This window comes from Nocardia sp. A7 (assembly GCF_046549215.1).
GTDB lineage: Bacteria > Actinomycetota > Actinomycetes > Mycobacteriales > Mycobacteriaceae > Nocardia.
In genome coordinates this window covers 533034-550670 of sequence record NZ_JAJPWE010000002.1, presented here as the reverse complement: position 1 = coordinate 550670, position 17637 = coordinate 533034, and the positions used below count along the sequence as shown (strand labels likewise).

The window sequence follows — 17637 nt, the reverse complement described above, 5'->3', positions numbered from 1 at the left end:
CGGTGGCTGCCGTTAACCTCCGACTATGTCAGTGCCGTTGTCCGTGCCCGTGACCGATGACACCGCCGACGCACCGGTCTCGAACCGGTCGGTGTCCGTCGCTGAGGGCCGAGCCCCTACCCCGGTGCATCGGTCGCGTCCGGCGTTGTCGCCTTCGCGGGCAAGCGATTTCAAGCAGTGCCCGTTGAAGTACCGGTTGCGGGCGATCGATCGGGTGCCCGAACCGCCGTCGCGCGCCGCGGTGCGCGGGACCGTGGTGCACGCGGTCCTCGAAGATCTTTTCGGGTTGCCCGCGGCCGAGCGTCAGCCGCAGCGGGCCGCGGAGTTGATTCCCGAGGCGTGGGAGCGGGTGCGCACGGAGCGGGACGGGGTGGACGAGCTCGTCGCCGAGGATGGGCCGGAGGCGCTGTTCGACGAGGTGCGAAAGCTGGTCACGAGCTACTACGAGCTCGAGGACCCGCGACGCTTCGAGCCACACGCGCTGGAGGAACGGGTCGAGGTCGACCTCGACGGCGATATTCCGCTGCGCGGTTTCGTCGACCGGATCGACGTGGCGCCCAACGGTTTACTGCGGGTGGTCGACTACAAGACCGGCCGCTCGCCCGGGCCCATGCACGAGGCGCGCGCACTGTTCCAGCTCAAGTTCTACGCCCTGATGATCCTGCGCACCCGCGACATCGTCCCGGCCCAACTACGCCTGATCTACTTGGCCGACAAGAACATTCTCACCTACACCCCCGAGCGCGAGGGGCTGGACCGCTTCCAGCGCATCCTCACCGCTCTCTGGCACGCCATCATCGACGCGGGCAAGACCGGAGACTTCCCGCCGACTCGCAACTCGATGTGCAAGTTCTGCGACTTCAAACCCCTGTGCCCCGAGTACGGCGGCACGCCGCCGCCCTACCCGGGTTGGCCCGTCCAGGCCCCGATTCCTGTCGACCTGGTGACAGAACGCCTCCCCGAGGACGTGTGAGGCGGCACCGTCGCACCGAACTGCTCGCATCAGCACATCGGCGCGGGCTGTCCGGGCTAAGCTGCGGACACCCTATGCAACTCGTTGAATATGAGGTGAGCTGACCCATGCATCCTTTCCGCACGGCGGTCGAAGCACGTGACGACGCGGCCATCGAGGCATTGCTGGCCGAGAATGTGGTCTTCACCAGCCCCGTCGCCTTCCAGCCCTATCCCGGCAAGGCCATCACCGCGGCCATCTTGCGCGCGGTGATCCGGGTGTTCGAAGACTTCCACTATGTGCGCGAGATCGGCGAAGGGCGCGATCACGCCCTGGTGTTCGAGGCCACCGTGGACGGCAAGCAACTCACCGGGTGCGACTTCGTCCACCTCGACGAGAACGGCAAGATCGACGAGTTGACGGTGATGGTCCGCCCCCTGTCGGCCGCGACCGCCCTGGCCGCGCGGATGGGCGAGCAGTTCGAACGCATCAAGGCCGAGGCGACCGCGAGCAGCCGGGCTGATTCCTGAGGCCATCCGCCTCTCCAGTCGGTCCGCTCTGTCACTCATCCGCGAACGTAGACGACGATCAGGCGTACCTCCGTGCCCGCGGATACCGTTGGCGCACAAGCAAGCCCCGAGGTTCGGGGTCTTGTGGGAGCACTTCGCCCTCGTAGAATGCAGGTCGAGAACCAACAGCGAATCCCGCATGGTGAGGAGCAATAATGAACCGCAGCTTGTCCAGGACCGTCGCCGCCGCCGGTATCGCGCTGGCGATGGGAACCTTTCCGGCCGTCGCCTCGGCGAGCTCAGCAGTAGCGCCGGCCGTCGCCCAGCCCGTCATCGGCGGCATGCCGACAGCACCGTTCGACCCGCACTGCCCCCTGTGCTTCGTACGTGAGGCGCTCGAAAGTCTCTCCGCGCAGTAGCTGGACCGTCGGGGGGTGGGCGAATAGGCACGCACCCCCCGATCGGCATGCGGTGAAGGGCGGGCCCTGGATTGGGCCCGCCCTTCATCTCAGAAGGCTCGGCAGGAGCGGATGTCGGTGGCGAGGATGGCCTTGGCGCCGAGGTCGGCCAGCTGGTCCATCAGTTCGTTGCCCTGTTTGCGCGGGACGAGGGCGCGGACGGCGACCCAGTCGGGGTCGGTCAGCGGGGAGACGGTCGGTGATTCCAGACCGGGGGTGATGGCGACGGCCTGATCGAACAGGGACTTGGGGCAGTCGTAATCGAGCATCAGGTACTGCTGGGCGAAGACGACGCCCTGGATGCGGTTGATGAGTTGGTTGCGGGCGCGGTCGTCGCGGTCGGAACCGGTGCGTTCGATGAGGACGCCTTCGGAGTCGCACAGGGACTCCCCGAACGCGACCAGGTTGTGCTGACGCAGGGTGCGGCCCGAGCCGACGACGTCGGCGATGGCGTCGGCGACACCGAGCTGGATCGAGATCTCGACCGCGCCGTCGAGGCGGATCACCTCGGCTTCGATACCGAAGCGGGCGAGGTCGGCGCGGACCAGGTTCGGGTAGGAGGTGGCGATGCGCTTGCCCGCCAGATCCTCGACCTTCCAGTCCTCGCCGGCGGGAGCCGCGTAGCGGAAGCTGGAGCGGCCGAAACCGAGCGAGAGCCGCTCGCTGACCGGGGAACCGGAGTCCAGGGCCAGGTCGCGGCCGGTGATGCCGAGGTCGAGCTCACCGGAGCCGACGTAGATGGCGATGTCCTTGGGACGCAAGAAGAAGAATTCGACCTGATTCGTGAGATCGAGGACGGTGAGATCACGGGAATCGGTCCGCTTGCGGTATCCGGCCTCGCCCAGGATGGAGGTGGCGGATTCCGAGAGCGAGCCTTTGTTGGGAACGGCGACGCGCAACATGGGATGGGGTCCTTTCGGGGGAAGTGGCGAGGAGTGTCGATCAGGACGGATCAGCCGTCACAGATGTCGGTACACGTCCTCGAGCTTCAGCCCACGACCCAGCATCATCACCTGGACCCAGTACAGCAGCTGGGAGATCTCCTCGGCGAGCGCTTCATCGCTCTCGTGCTCGGCGGCCAGCCAGATCTCCCCGGCCTCCTCCAGGACCTTCTTGCCCTGGAAATGAACGCCTGCGTCCAGCGCGGCCACGGTGCCAGAACCCTCGGGACGGGTCTGGGCACGCTCGGTCAGCTCGGCGAACAGGGATTCGAAGTTCTTCACGAGTAGAGATTGTTTCATACCCGACCCAGCGGTTTTCCCGGCGCACCGCGCGGTGCGGCACGCCGGGAAACGATCACGCCGGTTCGGCGAGCAGTTCGCGCAGGTCGGCTACGGCCGTGCGCAGGTGGTCGGCGAAGGCGTACATCTGATCGGACACCGACTTCGGGGTGGCCAGATAGATGTTCCAGCGATCCGGCAACAGCACGTAGGCGATGCCGATGCAGCGCGGGCTGGTCGAACCGAAGCCGAAGTAGCGGATGTACTTCGACGGTGCCGAGCTCGTCGACAGGTAGTCGTCGCGCATGACCGTCCAGCCGGGGCTGTCGAACAGCGCGATCCGCTCATCGGCGACGCCGAGCTGTTCGCCGCGACGGCGCTGGATCCACTCCAGTTCCCACAGGTGTTGCTCGGGTGCCTGCCCGGCCTGGCATTCCTTCGCGCGGGCGACATGGGCGTACGCGGCGGTGCGCGCGGCGACCAGCTTGGTCGACTCGGGGACCTCCGGCGAGACCATCGCGTCGACGAACGCCACCATCTCCGGGGTCACCACCCGCATGGCCTCGGTACGACCGCCGCGGTACTGCCGGGTGGCGATGGACTCGTAGGTCGCGCCGGTCAGCCCCTTGCTGCGCCGGTGGGCGAGCTGGTAGCTGAGCTGAGCGAAGGCATCGGGTGAGATGCCCAGCTTCTTGGCCTCGCCGGTGCCGAAGTCGTCGAACGACACCAGCGAGGTGGCCGTGTCGGCGGCGAAGCGGGCGAAGTCGGCACCCGCCGCGGCGATATCGGCGCGGGCGGCCGAGTCGAGCACGAACTCGATCGGTTCCACCGAGGGCAGGCCCTGCGATTGCGCCCCGCTGGTCGCCGCGTGGTCCTGGGCACTGCGTTCGAGCAGCGCGTCGACGAACGACAGCACGGTGGTGCCGTCGAGTCCGCAGTGCTCGACATTGATGCCGGCCTGGCCGTCGGCGAAGACGATGAACGACACCGACTTGTCGAAGTAGCGGTTGCCGCTGTCGCCGTGGAGCAGTTGATCGCAGGCGTGCAGTTCGTCGCGGGGCGCGAAGTCCTCCAGGCACACCGCGAACAGTGCCGTCTCGACGGCATCGAACGCCTCGACGTTGGCGGGCTCGGCACGCAGCGCCTCCCGGCTGCGCGCCCACAGCGCGCGGGCTTTCGTGGTGAGATGCCCGACCGAGGTGTCGGTGGCGGCGGGCTTGGTGCCGCCCTTGATCACCGCGCGCAACCCGTCGACTACATCGTCGAACGCGTACGGCGCGCCGTCGGGGCCGATGACATCCATCCGGAAGATGTTGCCGCGGTAGAAGACCGCGATATGCCGTGCGTCCGAGGGGCCCGGCCATTCCGGACTGTAGGGCTTGCGCACGCTGTCCTGGATCTCGCCCGGAATCCGGGTCTCGGAGAACAGGTACTCGTTCTGCCACATCGACAGCGCCTGCCCGCGCTGGGTCACCGGCGGAATCTTCTCCGCGTCCAGCGCCAGCTTGTAATCGACTGCCGCCCCGATGATCGCGGCGGCCCGCTCGGTCTGCCCGACAGGTGTCGACGATGCGAGGGGGGTGTCGTCGCGGAACAGGAACACGAAGTTGGCGTTGATCGCGATCCGGTCCCGACGGCCCAGATACCGTGACGGCCAGAATTCGTCGAGCCAGCTGTCGACGCCGGGGGTGGCGTCGTACTCGGCCAGCGCGGCATGCAGGGCGCGCCCCGCCCCACCGGGGCGCAGCAGCTCGGCTACCGCGCCCTCGGTGGTGGCGTATTCCTCCGCGCCGAGCAATGGCTGACACCACTGCAGGAACCGCGCGCAACTGTCGTCCAGTGTCGGCAGCGGTACCCGGGGCAGCGTGTCTTCGGCGGCGAACGTGGGTTGGTTCAAATCCGAGTCCTCAGGTTTCGATGGGATGCGGGCGGGACAGGAACAGGTTGGCGTAGAGCCAGCCTTCTGCTTCGTGATCGGTGGTGTCGATTCCCTTGGCCGCCAAGGCATCCAGCACCTGTTGGCGTTCCTGTGCCGAGGCGAACCTCCGCTGCTGGAACATACCGGGACGCTGCTCGCTGCGATAGCCGAGCGCGGCCAGTTCCTCGGCGATGGGACCGAAATCGAACATCCGCAACACGAAATGGGCCATCCACGGTCGCTTGCGCGGATCTGCTTGGGCGACCCTGGACAGGGTTTTCTCGGTGATGTAGCCGACACATCCGGTGGAGATCACCAGATCGGCGGAGGCGAGCACACGGCGCTGCGCCTCGGTGGGCTCGGTGGCCTCGAGGTCGGCGTGCACGTAGTCGTGCAGGAGTCCGGCGGCGTGGGCGTAGGTCAGCGCCGGGCGTGCGGCGTCCATCCCGATGAAGCGTACGTCGGGCATGAGATCGCCACGCAACCGCTCCCGGTCCGCCGCGATCAGCCCGACCTTGTCGGTGTCGGCGTGATCGCGGTAGTGCCGGGCCAATTCGTCGACGGTGGTGTCGCTGCGCAGCAGGGCCGCGTTCACCCCGTAGGAACAGCCGAGGTCGAGAACCGTCGGGATCCGGCCCGGCCGTGCGGCTCGCAGCTGACGCAGCTGTTCGGCGAAGTGCGGCTTTGCCAATTCCGGGATCCGGTAGTCCAGATCGTTCATCCGGTCGAAATACGCACGCGGATCTGGGCTTTCGTAGATGTCGTCGAAGGATGCTTTGCCGGTGGTGTGCAACGGAACGGACATGGGCGGTTCCTCTCAGTCGAGCAGTCGGTCACCTCGGACGGCGTCGGCCGCGGCGGCCACATGGTCGGGCAGGACACGGCCGAACAACTGCCTGGTGCGTTCGACCGTGCCGATCACCCCTGGACGGTCCGTGTAGGCGAAGATCGCCGAATGTCGTTGTGCCGCACCGGCTACCTCGGTGACGCGATGCAGGGAGAAGCGCCCCTTGAACAGCTGCAGGTCGCCGGGGCGCAGTTCCAGCGCGCGGATGAACCGGGTGCCGTCGCCGGTGAGGACGGCGCGCACATCGTCGAGGTGCTCGGCGTGCGGGTCGCGAATATTGGGGCAGTACTCGAACACACCGCCGGCCTCGGGCTTGCGCGTGAGCATGCTGACGGTGAATTCGTTGGTGTCGAAGTGCCACGGATGCGACATCCCCGGCTCGACCACGTTCAGGCACAAACCCGCCAGCGGGTCGGCGAATTCGTGCAGATCGTCGAGTTCGAAACAGTCGGCGACGAACCGCTGGAACACCGGATCGGTGTAGAGGCGGTGGATCAGCGCCTCGGCGGGAATGCGGTCGCGGGCGACGAAGGCGTTGCCGCGGTCGAGCACGATCCGCGCCGGGTGGTCGGCGGGCAGATCGGCGTCGAGCGGAATGTTGTAGGCATTGACCCGCTCCACCTGGTAGTGGGCATGCGGGGCGATCGACTCACCCTCGGCGCGCAGCGTTTCCAGCAGCTGGGGCCGGATGAACTCGCGCAGGACCGTGCAGCCGTCCTCGGCCAGCTCGGCGCGGGCGGCCTCGATCGCCGCCTGCCTGCCCGAACCTCCGAGATCGGTGAGTGGATACCGTGCGATATCGACGATTTCGTCAAGCCCCCGCGTGCCCGTCATCTACCCAGTTTGCGGGAATATTCGGATGAGCGCCCGTGTTTCGACAAATCGGGCATATCCCGGGAAGATCACAATCGTGCGGAATCAACTGTGCGGCAACAGTTTTCGCAAATGCAACCTGAATGTCGGGACTATCACGGTAGACTATTACGCTCTATCACGCGCCGCCGCCGAATGATTCAGATACGAGCGTCGAGTGCGGCCTGCAGATCGTCGACCGACAATCCGATCAGCGACTCGCGGAATACCCGTCCGGGTGCCTCGGGAACCGCGATCTCGCACGGAATCACCAGCAGACCGCAGCCAGCGCCCTGCGCTGCCAGGGATCCGGTCGGCGAATCCTCGATCGCGACACACTCGTTCGGGTGGACCCCGAGCAGGTCGGCGGCGCGGCGGTAGATGGCCGGATCGGGCTTTCCGTGCGGTACTTCGTCACCGCAGACCGACGTGTCGAAGAAGTCGCGGCCGAGGGTGTCGAGGCCGTATTCGGTGAGTGAGCGCTTGGTGTTGGTCACCAGCGCACACTTCAGGCCCGCCTCGCGCACCATCGCCAGGGCGTCCTTGGCACCGGGACGCCACGGGATCGGGCCGAGCATCAACTCGGTGACCCGGCGTTCGAGGAACTCCCCCGCCTCGGCGATCGTCGCGGGCGTCGGCACCACCCCGATGCCGTCGAACAGCATGCGCAGCGCGTTCGGGCCCGAGGCGCCGATCAGGGCGTGGCGGACCTCGTCGGTCAACTCGCGGCCGTGTTCGCGGGCCAGTTCACGAACCGCTATGTCCCACAGCTTCTCCGAGTCCAGGAGCGTGCCGTCCATGTCCCACAGCACCGCGGCCGGTCGCGCGCTCACCTGTTACTCGCCTCGTTCTCGTCACACATCGCGGTAGTGACCGGCAGTCGCCGGACCCCGTTCAGGGTAACGGGTCCGCCTCAGACGCCCGATCCGGCGATCTGCAGGTTGCCCGCGTCGCCGGAGACCTGGATCCACCGGTTCTCCGAGGTCACGGTGCCATTGGTGAGCTGATAGGTGAGGGTGACGACCGCGCGGTTGGGCCCGCTGGGGGTGATCGAGCCGACAGTCACCGACCGCACCGACGACCAGAACGACGAGTACTGCCCGAACCCGCCGGTCTGCGCCTGGTAGCCGGGCGCGAGCTGCGCCCAGGCCCCACCGATATTGCCGGGCAGCATCCCGTAGTACCCGGCGACGAACTGGTTGATCCGCTCCGGGGTAGGCGGGCCCGCGGGTGTCGTGGTGGTCGGATTCGCGGTGGTTGGGGTGGGTTTGGCCGAGGTGCTGGTCGGCGCAGCACCGGTGGTGGTGGCGCCGGGGAGGGCCGCGGGCGGGGCCGACACGGTGATCGTCTCCTGCTCGGGCACGATGACGACGGTGCTCACCTGGCCGTCGACCATGGTCGTGACGGTGACCGGCGATGCCGGGGTCTGAGCCTGCTGATCGGAGTCGCCACGGTCGCGAGTGACCACCAGCACCACGAGCACGACCGTGAAGGCGGCGACCGCGGCCGCCAGCAGGAGAACCGCACGGTTGTTGTTCATCCGGTCGGTGCGCGATGGCGCGGCGGTGAAGGCGGGGTGCAGGCCGGAGGCCCCGGTCGGCCCGGCGGCCGCTCGCGCCCGGGTGTCCGCCTCGACGCCGGCGCGTTCGACAGCGTTCGAGTTCGATGACGTGCTGTCGCGGGGGCGAACGAGACCGGGATCGCCTGCCGCCGCCTGGCCGACCGCGCCACCCGGCTGACCGAGCGCGCCGTCGGACCGGCTGCCCGCCTGCTGGTCGACCGCGCCGCCCGCCTGATGTCCGACCTCGCGGTTTTCCGCTCGGTCGGCACCGGCCGCAGGTGTCGGTCCGACCCCGGAAGGTGTCTGCCCGTCTGAGCCCGACGGTGCCTGCGCGCCCGAGGTCTGCGGTGTGCCGGTGGCACCGCCGCTCGCGTTTCGGCCCGAGATCGCCGAGCGAGCTGCCTTCGCCATCGCCCAGCCACTGCCCAACAGCGCGGCCGCACCGGACTTCCCCGCCGGTCCCCCGTTCGCGGGCACACCGGTCTGCGGGATCAGTGTGGTGGCCGCCTCGCTCATCGGCAGGATCTTCGTCGCCGAGGAAGGCAGTACCGGAACCCGTCCTGCCGCAACGTCTTCCAGTGCCTTACGGGCCTGCGCCATCGTCGGCCGGTCATCGGCGGACGCGGTCAGCAGCCACATGAGGACCGGAGCGAGCGGGCCCGCGTTCTTCGGCTCGGGCACCACACCGCGCGCGACGGCGTGCAGCACAGCCAGGGGGTTGTCGCCCTCACCGAACGGCGGCGCGCCCTCGGAGGCGGCGTAGAGCGTCGAGCCGAGGGCGAACACGTCAGCGGCGGGCTTCGGACTGTCGCCACGCGCGATCTCGGGTGCCAGATACGCGGGGGTGCCCGCGAGGAACCCGGTGGCGGTGACGGTGACGTCCCCGGTCGCGTGCGAGATGCCGAAGTCGGTGAGTTTGACCGTGCCGTCGTCGCCGACGAGCAGGTTGGCCGGTTTCACATCACGGTGCATGATCCCGGCGTCGTGTGCGGCCGACAGCGCCGCGGCGGCCTGGGCGCCGATCCCGGCCACCTCGATCGGCGGCAGTGTCACCCCGCCCGCCAGCTTCACCGCGAGACTCGGCGCGTTCATGTATTCCATGACCAGCCAGGGCTGGCCGTCCTCTTCGGCCACATCGAAGACGGTGATGGCATTGGGGTGGTGCAGGCGCGCGGCGATCCGGCCCTCGCGCATCGCACGGCGCTTCCCTTCGAGGGCCTGCGTTCCCGTGAGCCCCGGCGCGAGCAGCACCTGTTTCACGGCGACGGTGCGTCGCAACCGAACGTCGGTGGCGCGCCACACGACTCCCATCGCGCCCGCGCCGATCGGGTCGGTGAGTCGATAACGTCCTGCGATCAACCGATCCGATGCCATCGTGTGCCCCTCCTGCTTACCGCTGAGTCGTCTCGCCCTCCGCGCCACAGCGGGATGAAACTTCCGAAAATCCTACGTGCTGAACTACTTCGATCCTGTTGCGGAACAGCGCGACCCATGGCCGCAGCGCCGCATCGTGACCAGATTCACATGCGCGACACGGACAATCGGACCGGTCCGCGGGACCGATCCGATCTGCCACGTCGTGCCTGTGTGCCTGAAGTCTGTCAGGCGTTGAAGTATTTCGCTTCCGGATGCAGCAGGACGAACGCGTCCGTGGACTGTTCGGGGTGCAACTGCAGCTCCTCCGACAACGTCACCCCGACCCGGCCCGCGTCGAGCAGGTCGACCAGCTTGGCGCGATCTTCCAGGTCAGGGCAGGCGCCGTAACCGAACGAGTAGCGCGCGCCCCGGTAACCGAGCTTGAAGTAGTCAGCCACATCGGCCGGATCCTCCGCGGCGACGGACTTGCCGTCGACGGTCAGTTCCTCGCGCACCCTGCGGTGCCAGTACTCGGCCAGCGCCTCGGTGAGCTGCACGCCGATACCGTGCACCTCGAGGTAGTCGCGGTAGTTGTCGGCGGCGAACAACGTGTTCGCGAAGTCGGCGATCGGCTGGCCCATCGTCACCAACTGGAACGGCAACACATCGACCTGCCCGGTCTCGCGGGCCTTCGCCCGCGAACGGATGAAGTCCGAGATGCACAGGAACCGATCACGCTGCTGACGCGGGAAGGTGAACCGATACCGTTCCGGTGCATCAGGATTCGGCTCGGTCAACACGATGACCTCGTCACCTTCCGACACCGCGGGGAAGTACCCGTAGACCAGGGCGGCGTGCTGGAGCACGCCCTCGGTGGCCAGGCGATCGAGCCAGGCCCGCAGCCGCGGGCGGCCCTCGGTCTCCACCAGATCCTCATAGGTCGGGCCTTCACCCTTGCGCTGCCCGCGCAGACCCCACTGGCCCAAGAACAGTGCCCGCTCGTCGAGCAGACCCGAGTATTCCGCCAGCGGCAGGCCCTTGATGATCCGGGTGCCCCAGAACGGCGGGGTCGGCACGGGCAGATCCGCGGCGACATCGGAGCGTTCGGGCACCACGATCGGCGCCTCGGCGGCCTTGCGCTCGTCGGCGATCCGCTTGGACCGCTCGTGCCGGGCCTTGCGCTCGGCGGCCTTCTCCTTGGCCGCGATCGCCGCGGGGCTGTCGGGATCCAGGCCACCACCACGCTTGACGGTCATGATCTCGTCCATCAACCGCAGACCCTCGAACGCGTCACGGGCGTAGTACACGTCCCCGTCGTAGACCGCGGTCAGATCGTTCTCCACATAGGACCGGGTCAGCGCCGCACCACCGAGCAGCACCGGGAACTGCTCGGCCACACCCTTGGCGTTGAGTTCGCCGAGGTTCTCCTTCATCACCACCGTCGACTTCACCAGCAGCCCGGACATGCCGATCACGTCGGCCTTCTTGTCCTGCGCGGCGTCGAGGATGGTCGCGATCGGCTGCTTGATGCCCAGGTTCACGACCTCGTAGCCGTTGTTGGACAAGATGATGTCGACCAGGTTCTTGCCGATGTCGTGGACATCGCCCTTCACCGTGGCCAGCACGATCCGGCCCTTACCGGCGTCGTCGGTGGCTTCCATGTGCGGTTCCAGGTGCGCGACCGCGGTTTTCATCACCTCGGCCGACTGCAGCACGAACGGCAACTGCATCTGCCCCGAACCGAACAGCTCACCGACGGTCTTCATCCCGGACAGCAGGGTCTCGTTGATGATCTGCAGCGGCGGCACCGTCTGCATCGCCTCATCGAGATCGTCACCGAGACCGTTGCGTTCACCGTCGACGATGCGCCGCTCGAGCCGCTCGAACAGCGGCAGCAAAGCCATCTCCTCGGCGCGCGAGGCCCGCGACGACGCCGTCGAGACACCCTCGAACAGGGCCATCAGCGTCTGCAGCGGGTCGTAGTCCTCGGTGCGGCGGTCATAGATCAGATCAAGGGCGACCTGCTGGTGTTCCTCGGGGATCCGGCTCATCGGCAGGATCTTCGACGCGTGCACGATCGCGGAGTCCAGTCCCGCTTGCACACATTCGTGCATGAACACCGAGTTCAGCACCTGCCGGGCGGCCGGGTTCAGACCGAAGGAGATATTCGACAGACCCAGGGTGGTCTGCACCTGCGGGCGGCGGCGCTTGAGTTCGCGGATGGCCTTGATCGTCTCCTCACCATCCTTGCGCGACTCCTCCTGCCCGGTGCCAAGGGTGAAGGTCAGGGTGTCGATGATGATGTCGGACTCGGCCAGACCCCAATTGCCGGTGATGTCGTCGATGAGCCGTTCCGCGATCGCGACCTTGTGATCGGCGGTGCGCGCCTGGCCCTCTTCGTCGATGGTCAACGCGACGACCGCGGCACCGTGCTCGGACACCAGTCGCATGATCTGCTGGAACCGCGAATCCGGGCCCGCGCCGTCCTCGTAGTTCACCGAGTTCACCGCGCACCGACCACCCAGATGCTGCAGACCCGCCTGCAACACCGGCACTTCGGTGGAGTCGAGCATGATCGGCAACGTCGAGGCCGTGGCCAGTCGTGAGGCCAGCTCGTTCATGTCGTCGGCGCCGTCGCGGCCCACGTAGTCGACGCACAGGTCGAGCATGTGCGCGCCGTCGCGGGTCTGGTCCTTGGCGATCTCGAGGCACCGCTGCCAGTCCGCGGCCAGCATCGCGTCGCGGAAAGCCTTGGAGCCGTTGGCATTCGTGCGCTCACCGATCATCATGATCGACGCGTCCTGCTCGAACGGCACCGAGGTGTACATGCTCGACACGGCGGGCTCGTGCTCGGGGTGGCGACGGTCGTCGACCGGGGGCAGCGTCTTCTCGACCTCGCGCACCGCCTCGGCGACCTGACGGATGTGCTCCGGGGTGGTGCCACAGCAACCACCGACGAGCGAGAGCCCGAACTCGGAAACGAACCCGCTCATGGCGACAGCGAGCTCTTCGGGGGTGAGCGGGTATTCGGCGCCGTTGGCACCGAGCACCGGCAGACCCGCGTTCGGCATCACCGACACCGGAATGTTCGCGTGCCGCGACAGGTGCCGCAGATGCTCGCTCATCTCCGCGGGACCGGTCGCGCAGTTCAGACCGATCATGTCGATGCCGAGGGGTTCCAGCGCGGTCAGCGCGGCACCGATCTCGCTGCCGACCAGCATGGTGCCGGTGGTCTCCACGGTGACGTGGGTGATGATCGGAATCCGGCGACCCGCGGCGATCATCGCCCGGCGGCTACCGGTGATCGCGGCCTTGACCTGCAGCAGGTCCTGGCAGGTCTCGATGAGGATCGCGTCGGCGCCGCCGTCGAGCATGCCGAGCGCGGCTTCGGTGTAGGCATCGCGCAGCGAGACGAACGGCGCGTGTCCCAGGGTCGGCAGCTTGGTGCCGGGACCCATCGAGCCGAGAACATAACGCGGAGTACCGTCGGCCGAGGGTCCCATCTCGTCGGCGACATCGCGGGCGATGCGGGTGCCGCGCTCGGACAGATCGCGGATCCGGTCCTGGATGTCGTAGTCGGCGAGGTTGGGCAGATTGCAGCCGAAGGTGTTGGTCTCCACCGCATCCGCGCCCGCGGCGAAGTAGGCGCGGTGGATCTCGGCGAGCACATCAGGGCGGGTGTCGTTGAGGATCTCGTTGCACCCCTCGAGGCCGCGGAAGTCGTCGAGCGACAGGTCCGCGGCCTGCAACATCGTGCCCATCGCGCCGTCGCCGATGACAACACGCCGCCGGAGCGTGTCGAGGAGCGTGGTATCGAACCCGGTGGGCAAGGACGCAGACATGATTCAAGACTAGAGGGCCCCTCCGACGAACAAGACCACTGTGGGTGAATCGAGTGGCCTCCACCACACCCACCACGACGAACACGCAAGAGCGCCGGTCATCGCAAAACAATTCGCACAAGACACTAGGCTGACCGGGTGGATGCCAGTGAGACCCCCGAGACGGAACTGCCGACGTTGCGCAATCCCGTCATGGTTGCCGCGTTCGAGGGCTGGAACGACGCAGGCGATGCCGCCAGTGGCGCCATCGAACATCTGGAATTGATCTGGGATGCCGAGCCGCTGGCCGAACTCGATTCCGAGGACTACTACGACTACCAGGTGAATCGGCCGACGGTGCGTCAGGTCGACGGGGTGACCAGGGAGATCCAGTGGCCCTCGACGATGCTGTCGGTGTGTTCCCCGCCCGGCAGTGACCGCGATGTGGTGCTGCTGCGTGGCATCGAACCGAACATGAAATGGCGCAGTTTCTGCGACGACCTGCTCGAATTCATCGAGCAACTCGGTGTGGAGACCGTCGTCATCCTCGGAGCGCTGCTGGCCGATACTCCGCACACCCGGCCGGTGCCGGTGACCGGTTCGGCCTACAGTCCCGAGGCGGCCGAGCGTTTCAATCTCGAACAGACCAGGTACGAGGGTCCGACCGGGATCACCGGTGTGTTGCAGGACCAGTGCGTGAAGGCCGGTGTGCCCGCGGTGTCGTTCTGGGCCGCGGTTCCGCACTACGTGTCGCAGCCACCGAACCCGAAGGCGACGATCGCGCTGCTGCACCGGGTCGAAGACGTCCTCGATATCGAGGTTCCGCTCGGTGAGCTGCCGAAACAGGCCGAGGAGTGGGAGGCGGCGGTCAACGAGATGACGCTCGGCGACGAGGAGATCAGCGAGTACGTGCGCTCGCTCGAGGAACGCGGTGACGCGGCGATCGACCTCAACGAGACCATGTCCAAGATCGACGGCGACGCCATCGCGGCGGAGTTCGAGAAGTACCTGCGCAGGCGCGGACCGGGCAGCTTCGGCCTCTGACCTTCGTTCACCGGGAGTTCGCCGGGCGGGCTTCTCCAATCCTCCGACGGCACGCCACCTAGACTTTTTCGCGTGCCGCAGTTACCGATCGTCGCCCATCTGCGTGGTTTCGACGACCGTGTCGCGGTGCTGCACCAGCACGAGCCCCGGTCCATGACGCCCGTGACCTATGCCCAGCTCGCCGACCGTGTCGCGCAGTTCTCGGCCGACCTCGGACCTGTCCGGCGGCTCGTGGCGCTCACCGCGGGCAACGACATAGACTCCCTCGTCGCCTACCTCGGTGCGCTCGACGCGGGATGCGCGGTGTTGCTGACCGGCGAGCTCACCAGTGAACTGACCGCAACCTACGACCCGGACGTGATCATCGACCGTGGTCGCGTCGTCGTGAACCGCGAACACTCGGCGCACCGGCTCCACCCGGACCTGGCGCTGCTGCTCAGCACCTCCGGATCGACCGGGTCGCCGAAGCTGGTGCGGCTGTCCGCGCACAACCTGACCGCCAACGCCGAGTCCATCGCCGAGTACCTCGACATCGGCCCGGACGACCGCGCGGCGACCACCCTGCCGCTGTTCTACTGCTACGGGCTCTCGGTGATCCACAGTCATCTGTTGCGCGGTGCGAGCTTGCTGCTCACCGAGCGGTCCGTGCTCGAGCCCGAATTCTGGGACGAATTCCGCGAGCACCGGGCCACCTCGTTCGCCGCGGTGCCCTACACCGTCGACCTCCTCGACCGGATCGGCTTCGCGCGGATGTCACTGCCCGATCTGCGGTACGTGACCCAGGCAGGCGGCCGACTCGAACCGGCCAGGGTGCGCACGTACGCGCAGCTCGGCGCGGCCGCGGGCTGGCGGTTCTTCGTGATGTACGGCCAGACCGAGGCCACCGCCCGAATGGCCTATCTCCCACCGGAATCGGCGGCCGAGCACCCCGACTGCATCGGAATCCCCGTTCCCGGCGGGCAATTCACGTTGACACCGGTCGACGGCGGCGAGGAACTCGTCTACCACGGACCGAACGTGATGCTCGGCTACGCGACCAGCCCCGCCGACCTGGCACTCGGCCGCACCGTCGACGCGCTGCGCACCGGTGATCTGGCCCGGCGAACCGCCGCTGGGCTGTTCCAGGTCGTCGGCAGGCGCAGTCGCTTCGCCAAACTGTTCGGTCTGCGCATCGATCTGGGCCGTGTCGAATCAGAGCTGTTCGCAGCCGGTTTCGTCGCAGCCTGCACCGACGACGGCGACCGGCTGATCGCGGCGATCCACCCCCGGTCGGCAGCGGCCGCGACCTCGCATCGCGTGCGAGGTGCGGCGACACCTCTGATCGCCGAGGTGTCGGGGCTGCCCGCCACCGCGATCAGCGTGGCCGTCGTCGATGAACTGCCGCGGCTGGCCACCGGCAAGATCGACTATCCGGCGGTGCGCACGCTCGCGACCACCCCGGCGCGCCCTGGCGACGATGTCGGCGCGATCTACGCCGACGCGCTCGGCCTGTCGCTCGAGACGATCTCGCCCGCACACAGTTTCGCGGACCTGGGTGGCAATTCCCTGAGTTACGTCACAGTGGCGGCCCGCCTGGAACGCGTGCTCGGCACGCTGCCGACCGACTGGCCGCAACGCTCGATCGCCGACCTGGGACGATCTCCACGCGCCCGCACCCGCTTCGGCCGTGCCCTCGATGCCTCGACTGCGTTGCGCGCGATCGGCATCGTGCTCATCCTCGGCTCGCACATCCAACTGTTCGAAGTGTGGGGCGCGGCGCACGTGCTACTCGCCGTGGCCGGTTACAACTTCGCGCGGTTCGCGGTGAATTCGGCCCCACGCGCCCGGCGACTCCAGCTCACCGGGCGGTCCGTGGCGATGATCGCGGTGCCGACCGCGCTGTGGGTCCTGATCACGATGATCTGGCAACCTGGCTATTACGGCTGGTACAACGTGTTGCTGCTCAACAAGATCCTCGGACCACGCAACGACACCGCCGGACATCTGTGGTTCCTGGAAGTGCTCGTGTACTGCACGGTGGTCTGCGCGCTGCTGATCCGGATCCCTCGGATCGACGGGTGGGAACGGCGGGCGCCGTTCTGGTTCGCGCTCGGCCTGCTCGGCCTCACCCTGATCCTGCGCTGGCACGCGTTCGGGCTCTATCCCGCACGCGATATCGCGTTCTCACCGCTGACCAGTTGGTACTTCGTGCTCGGCTGGGCAGCGGCGAAGGCGACGACAGTCCGGCAGCGGCTGATCGTCAGCGCCGTGCTGCTGGCCTGTGTGCCCGGATATTTCGGCGTCACCGAGCGGGAACGCCTTGTCATAGCAGGCATTCTGATCTTGATCTGGCTGCCCGCGCTGCGCGTGCCCGCCGTCGTCGCCGTGGTGGCGGTGGCGGTGGCCGACAGCTCCTTGTTCGCGTATCTGCTGCACTGGCAGGTGTACCCGGTCTTCGGTGACCAGCGACTGCTCGCACTGGCGGCCTGTCTGGCCGCCGGTGCGGCCGCTACCGAGATGGTGGATCGGTGCAGGCGTCGGATGCCATGGCTATCGCTCCAGGGTCAGCACCTGAGCGGCCGCCTCGTGCGCCAGCTTCGCGATCAGCATGTCACGCGGAATCGTCTGGCCGGCAAGGTGATCGAGTGACGGCACCACCACGTGGTGGGCGTCGGCCCGCTTCAGTTCCTGGGTGAGTTCGGCGAACGCCGTACCGTCACCCGCGGGTGCTTCGTGGAACGTCGCGGCGAAACACATGCCCGCGGTCCGTGCGAGGCTGCGTAGCGCATCCTCCAATTGGTCGCTCTGGCCATCGGCCAGATCGTCCCGCAAGTATCCATAGATCAACGCTTCCACCCGAACCTCCGTTGGATTGGGATCGCTGTTCTGTTGTCGGACCTGTTGTGTACCGATCCCCCCGCGCCACGCGGTGCGCGCCGCGCGGGGGTACTGCGTTGCCCTGCAAGCTCTCCTGCAAAGCCGGCATCCGGTTGTCGAACCGAGTGCCTGCTTACATCATGAACAATCTCGGCCTCCGGCAGCAGATGTCAATACGATGACATCTAGATGCCCTATCCGGGACGCCGAACGTTAACTGGTGGAATACTACCGCCGTGACCG

General features: G+C 67.3%; 14 protein-coding genes. 5 read left to right on the top strand and 9 right to left on the bottom strand.

Annotated features, from left to right (window positions below; translation table 11 throughout):
• The first annotated feature begins 25 nt into the window (after window positions 1–25).
• From ACLJPD_RS13950 to ACLJPD_RS13940, 3 genes are all read left to right on the top strand, one after another.
• Complete coding sequence (locus ACLJPD_RS13950; protein ID WP_410872501.1) at window positions 26–973, top strand: RecB family exonuclease; 948 nt, start codon at window positions 26–28, stop codon at window positions 971–973.
• Between the two features lie 107 nt (window positions 974–1080).
• Window positions 1081–1482: a nuclear transport factor 2 family protein gene (locus tag ACLJPD_RS13945; protein ID WP_410872500.1), complete on the top strand. Its 402-nt coding sequence runs from the start codon at window positions 1081–1083 to the stop codon at window positions 1480–1482.
• A gap of 194 nt (window positions 1483–1676) precedes the next feature.
• Complete coding sequence (locus ACLJPD_RS13940; protein WP_410872499.1) at window positions 1677–1880, top strand: hypothetical protein; 204 nt, start codon at window positions 1677–1679, stop codon at window positions 1878–1880.
• Window positions 1881–1969: 89 nt separating this feature from the next.
• On the opposite strand, the gene hisG is transcribed toward ACLJPD_RS13940, so the two are convergent.
• The 8 genes from hisG to metH form a co-directional block, all read right to left on the bottom strand.
• The gene (hisG, locus tag ACLJPD_RS13935) at window positions 1970–2821 is read right to left on the bottom strand and encodes an ATP phosphoribosyltransferase (RefSeq protein ID WP_410872498.1); all 852 of its coding nucleotides are present in this window, start codon (window positions 2819–2821) and stop codon (window positions 1970–1972) included.
• A 57-nt stretch (window positions 2822–2878) separates the two neighbouring features.
• A complete protein-coding gene (locus ACLJPD_RS13930) occupies window positions 2879–3160 on the bottom strand; it encodes a phosphoribosyl-ATP diphosphatase (protein WP_174562637.1) in 282 nt (93 codons plus the stop codon).
• Between the two features lie 55 nt (window positions 3161–3215).
• Window positions 3216–5036: a choline/carnitine O-acyltransferase gene (locus ACLJPD_RS13925; RefSeq protein WP_410872497.1), complete on the bottom strand. Its 1821-nt coding sequence runs from the start codon at window positions 5034–5036 to the stop codon at window positions 3216–3218.
• Between the two features lie 10 nt (window positions 5037–5046).
• Entirely contained in the window at window positions 5047–5862 is an 816-nt protein-coding gene (locus tag ACLJPD_RS13920) for a class I SAM-dependent methyltransferase (protein ID WP_410872496.1), read from the bottom strand.
• Window positions 5863–5874: 12 nt separating this feature from the next.
• Window positions 5875–6738, bottom strand: a complete 864-nt coding sequence (locus tag ACLJPD_RS13915) for an arpA protein (protein WP_410872495.1) — start codon at window positions 6736–6738, stop codon at window positions 5875–5877.
• A gap of 179 nt (window positions 6739–6917) precedes the next feature.
• A complete protein-coding gene (locus tag ACLJPD_RS13910; RefSeq protein ID WP_410872494.1) occupies window positions 6918–7589 on the bottom strand; it encodes an HAD family hydrolase in 672 nt (223 codons plus the stop codon).
• An 80-nt stretch (window positions 7590–7669) separates the two neighbouring features.
• Window positions 7670–9691, bottom strand: a complete 2022-nt coding sequence (locus ACLJPD_RS13905) for a protein kinase domain-containing protein (RefSeq protein ID WP_410872493.1) — start codon at window positions 9689–9691, stop codon at window positions 7670–7672.
• A gap of 227 nt (window positions 9692–9918) precedes the next feature.
• Window positions 9919–13515: a methionine synthase gene (gene metH, locus ACLJPD_RS13900; protein ID WP_410872492.1), complete on the bottom strand. Its 3597-nt coding sequence runs from the start codon at window positions 13513–13515 to the stop codon at window positions 9919–9921.
• Between the two features lie 192 nt (window positions 13516–13707).
• Here metH and ACLJPD_RS13895 point away from each other — a divergent pair, with 192 nt between their 5' ends.
• Both ACLJPD_RS13895 and ACLJPD_RS13890 read left to right on the top strand, forming a co-directional pair.
• Window positions 13708–14538 (top strand): PAC2 family protein, encoded by an 831-nt coding sequence (locus ACLJPD_RS13895; RefSeq protein WP_266295485.1) that lies wholly within the window; start codon window positions 13708–13710, stop codon window positions 14536–14538.
• A gap of 72 nt (window positions 14539–14610) precedes the next feature.
• Window positions 14611–17166, top strand: coding sequence for an AMP-binding protein (locus ACLJPD_RS13890; RefSeq protein ID WP_410872491.1), 2556 nt, complete (start codon window positions 14611–14613; stop codon window positions 17164–17166).
• Here ACLJPD_RS13890 and ACLJPD_RS13885 read toward each other — a convergent pair.
• On the bottom strand, window positions 17068–17373 hold the full coding sequence (locus tag ACLJPD_RS13885; RefSeq protein WP_410872490.1) for a hypothetical protein: 306 nt from the start codon (window positions 17371–17373) through the stop codon (window positions 17068–17070). The two genes, ACLJPD_RS13890 and ACLJPD_RS13885, sit on opposite strands and share 99 nt — an antisense overlap.
• Window positions 17374–17637 lie beyond the last annotated feature (264 nt).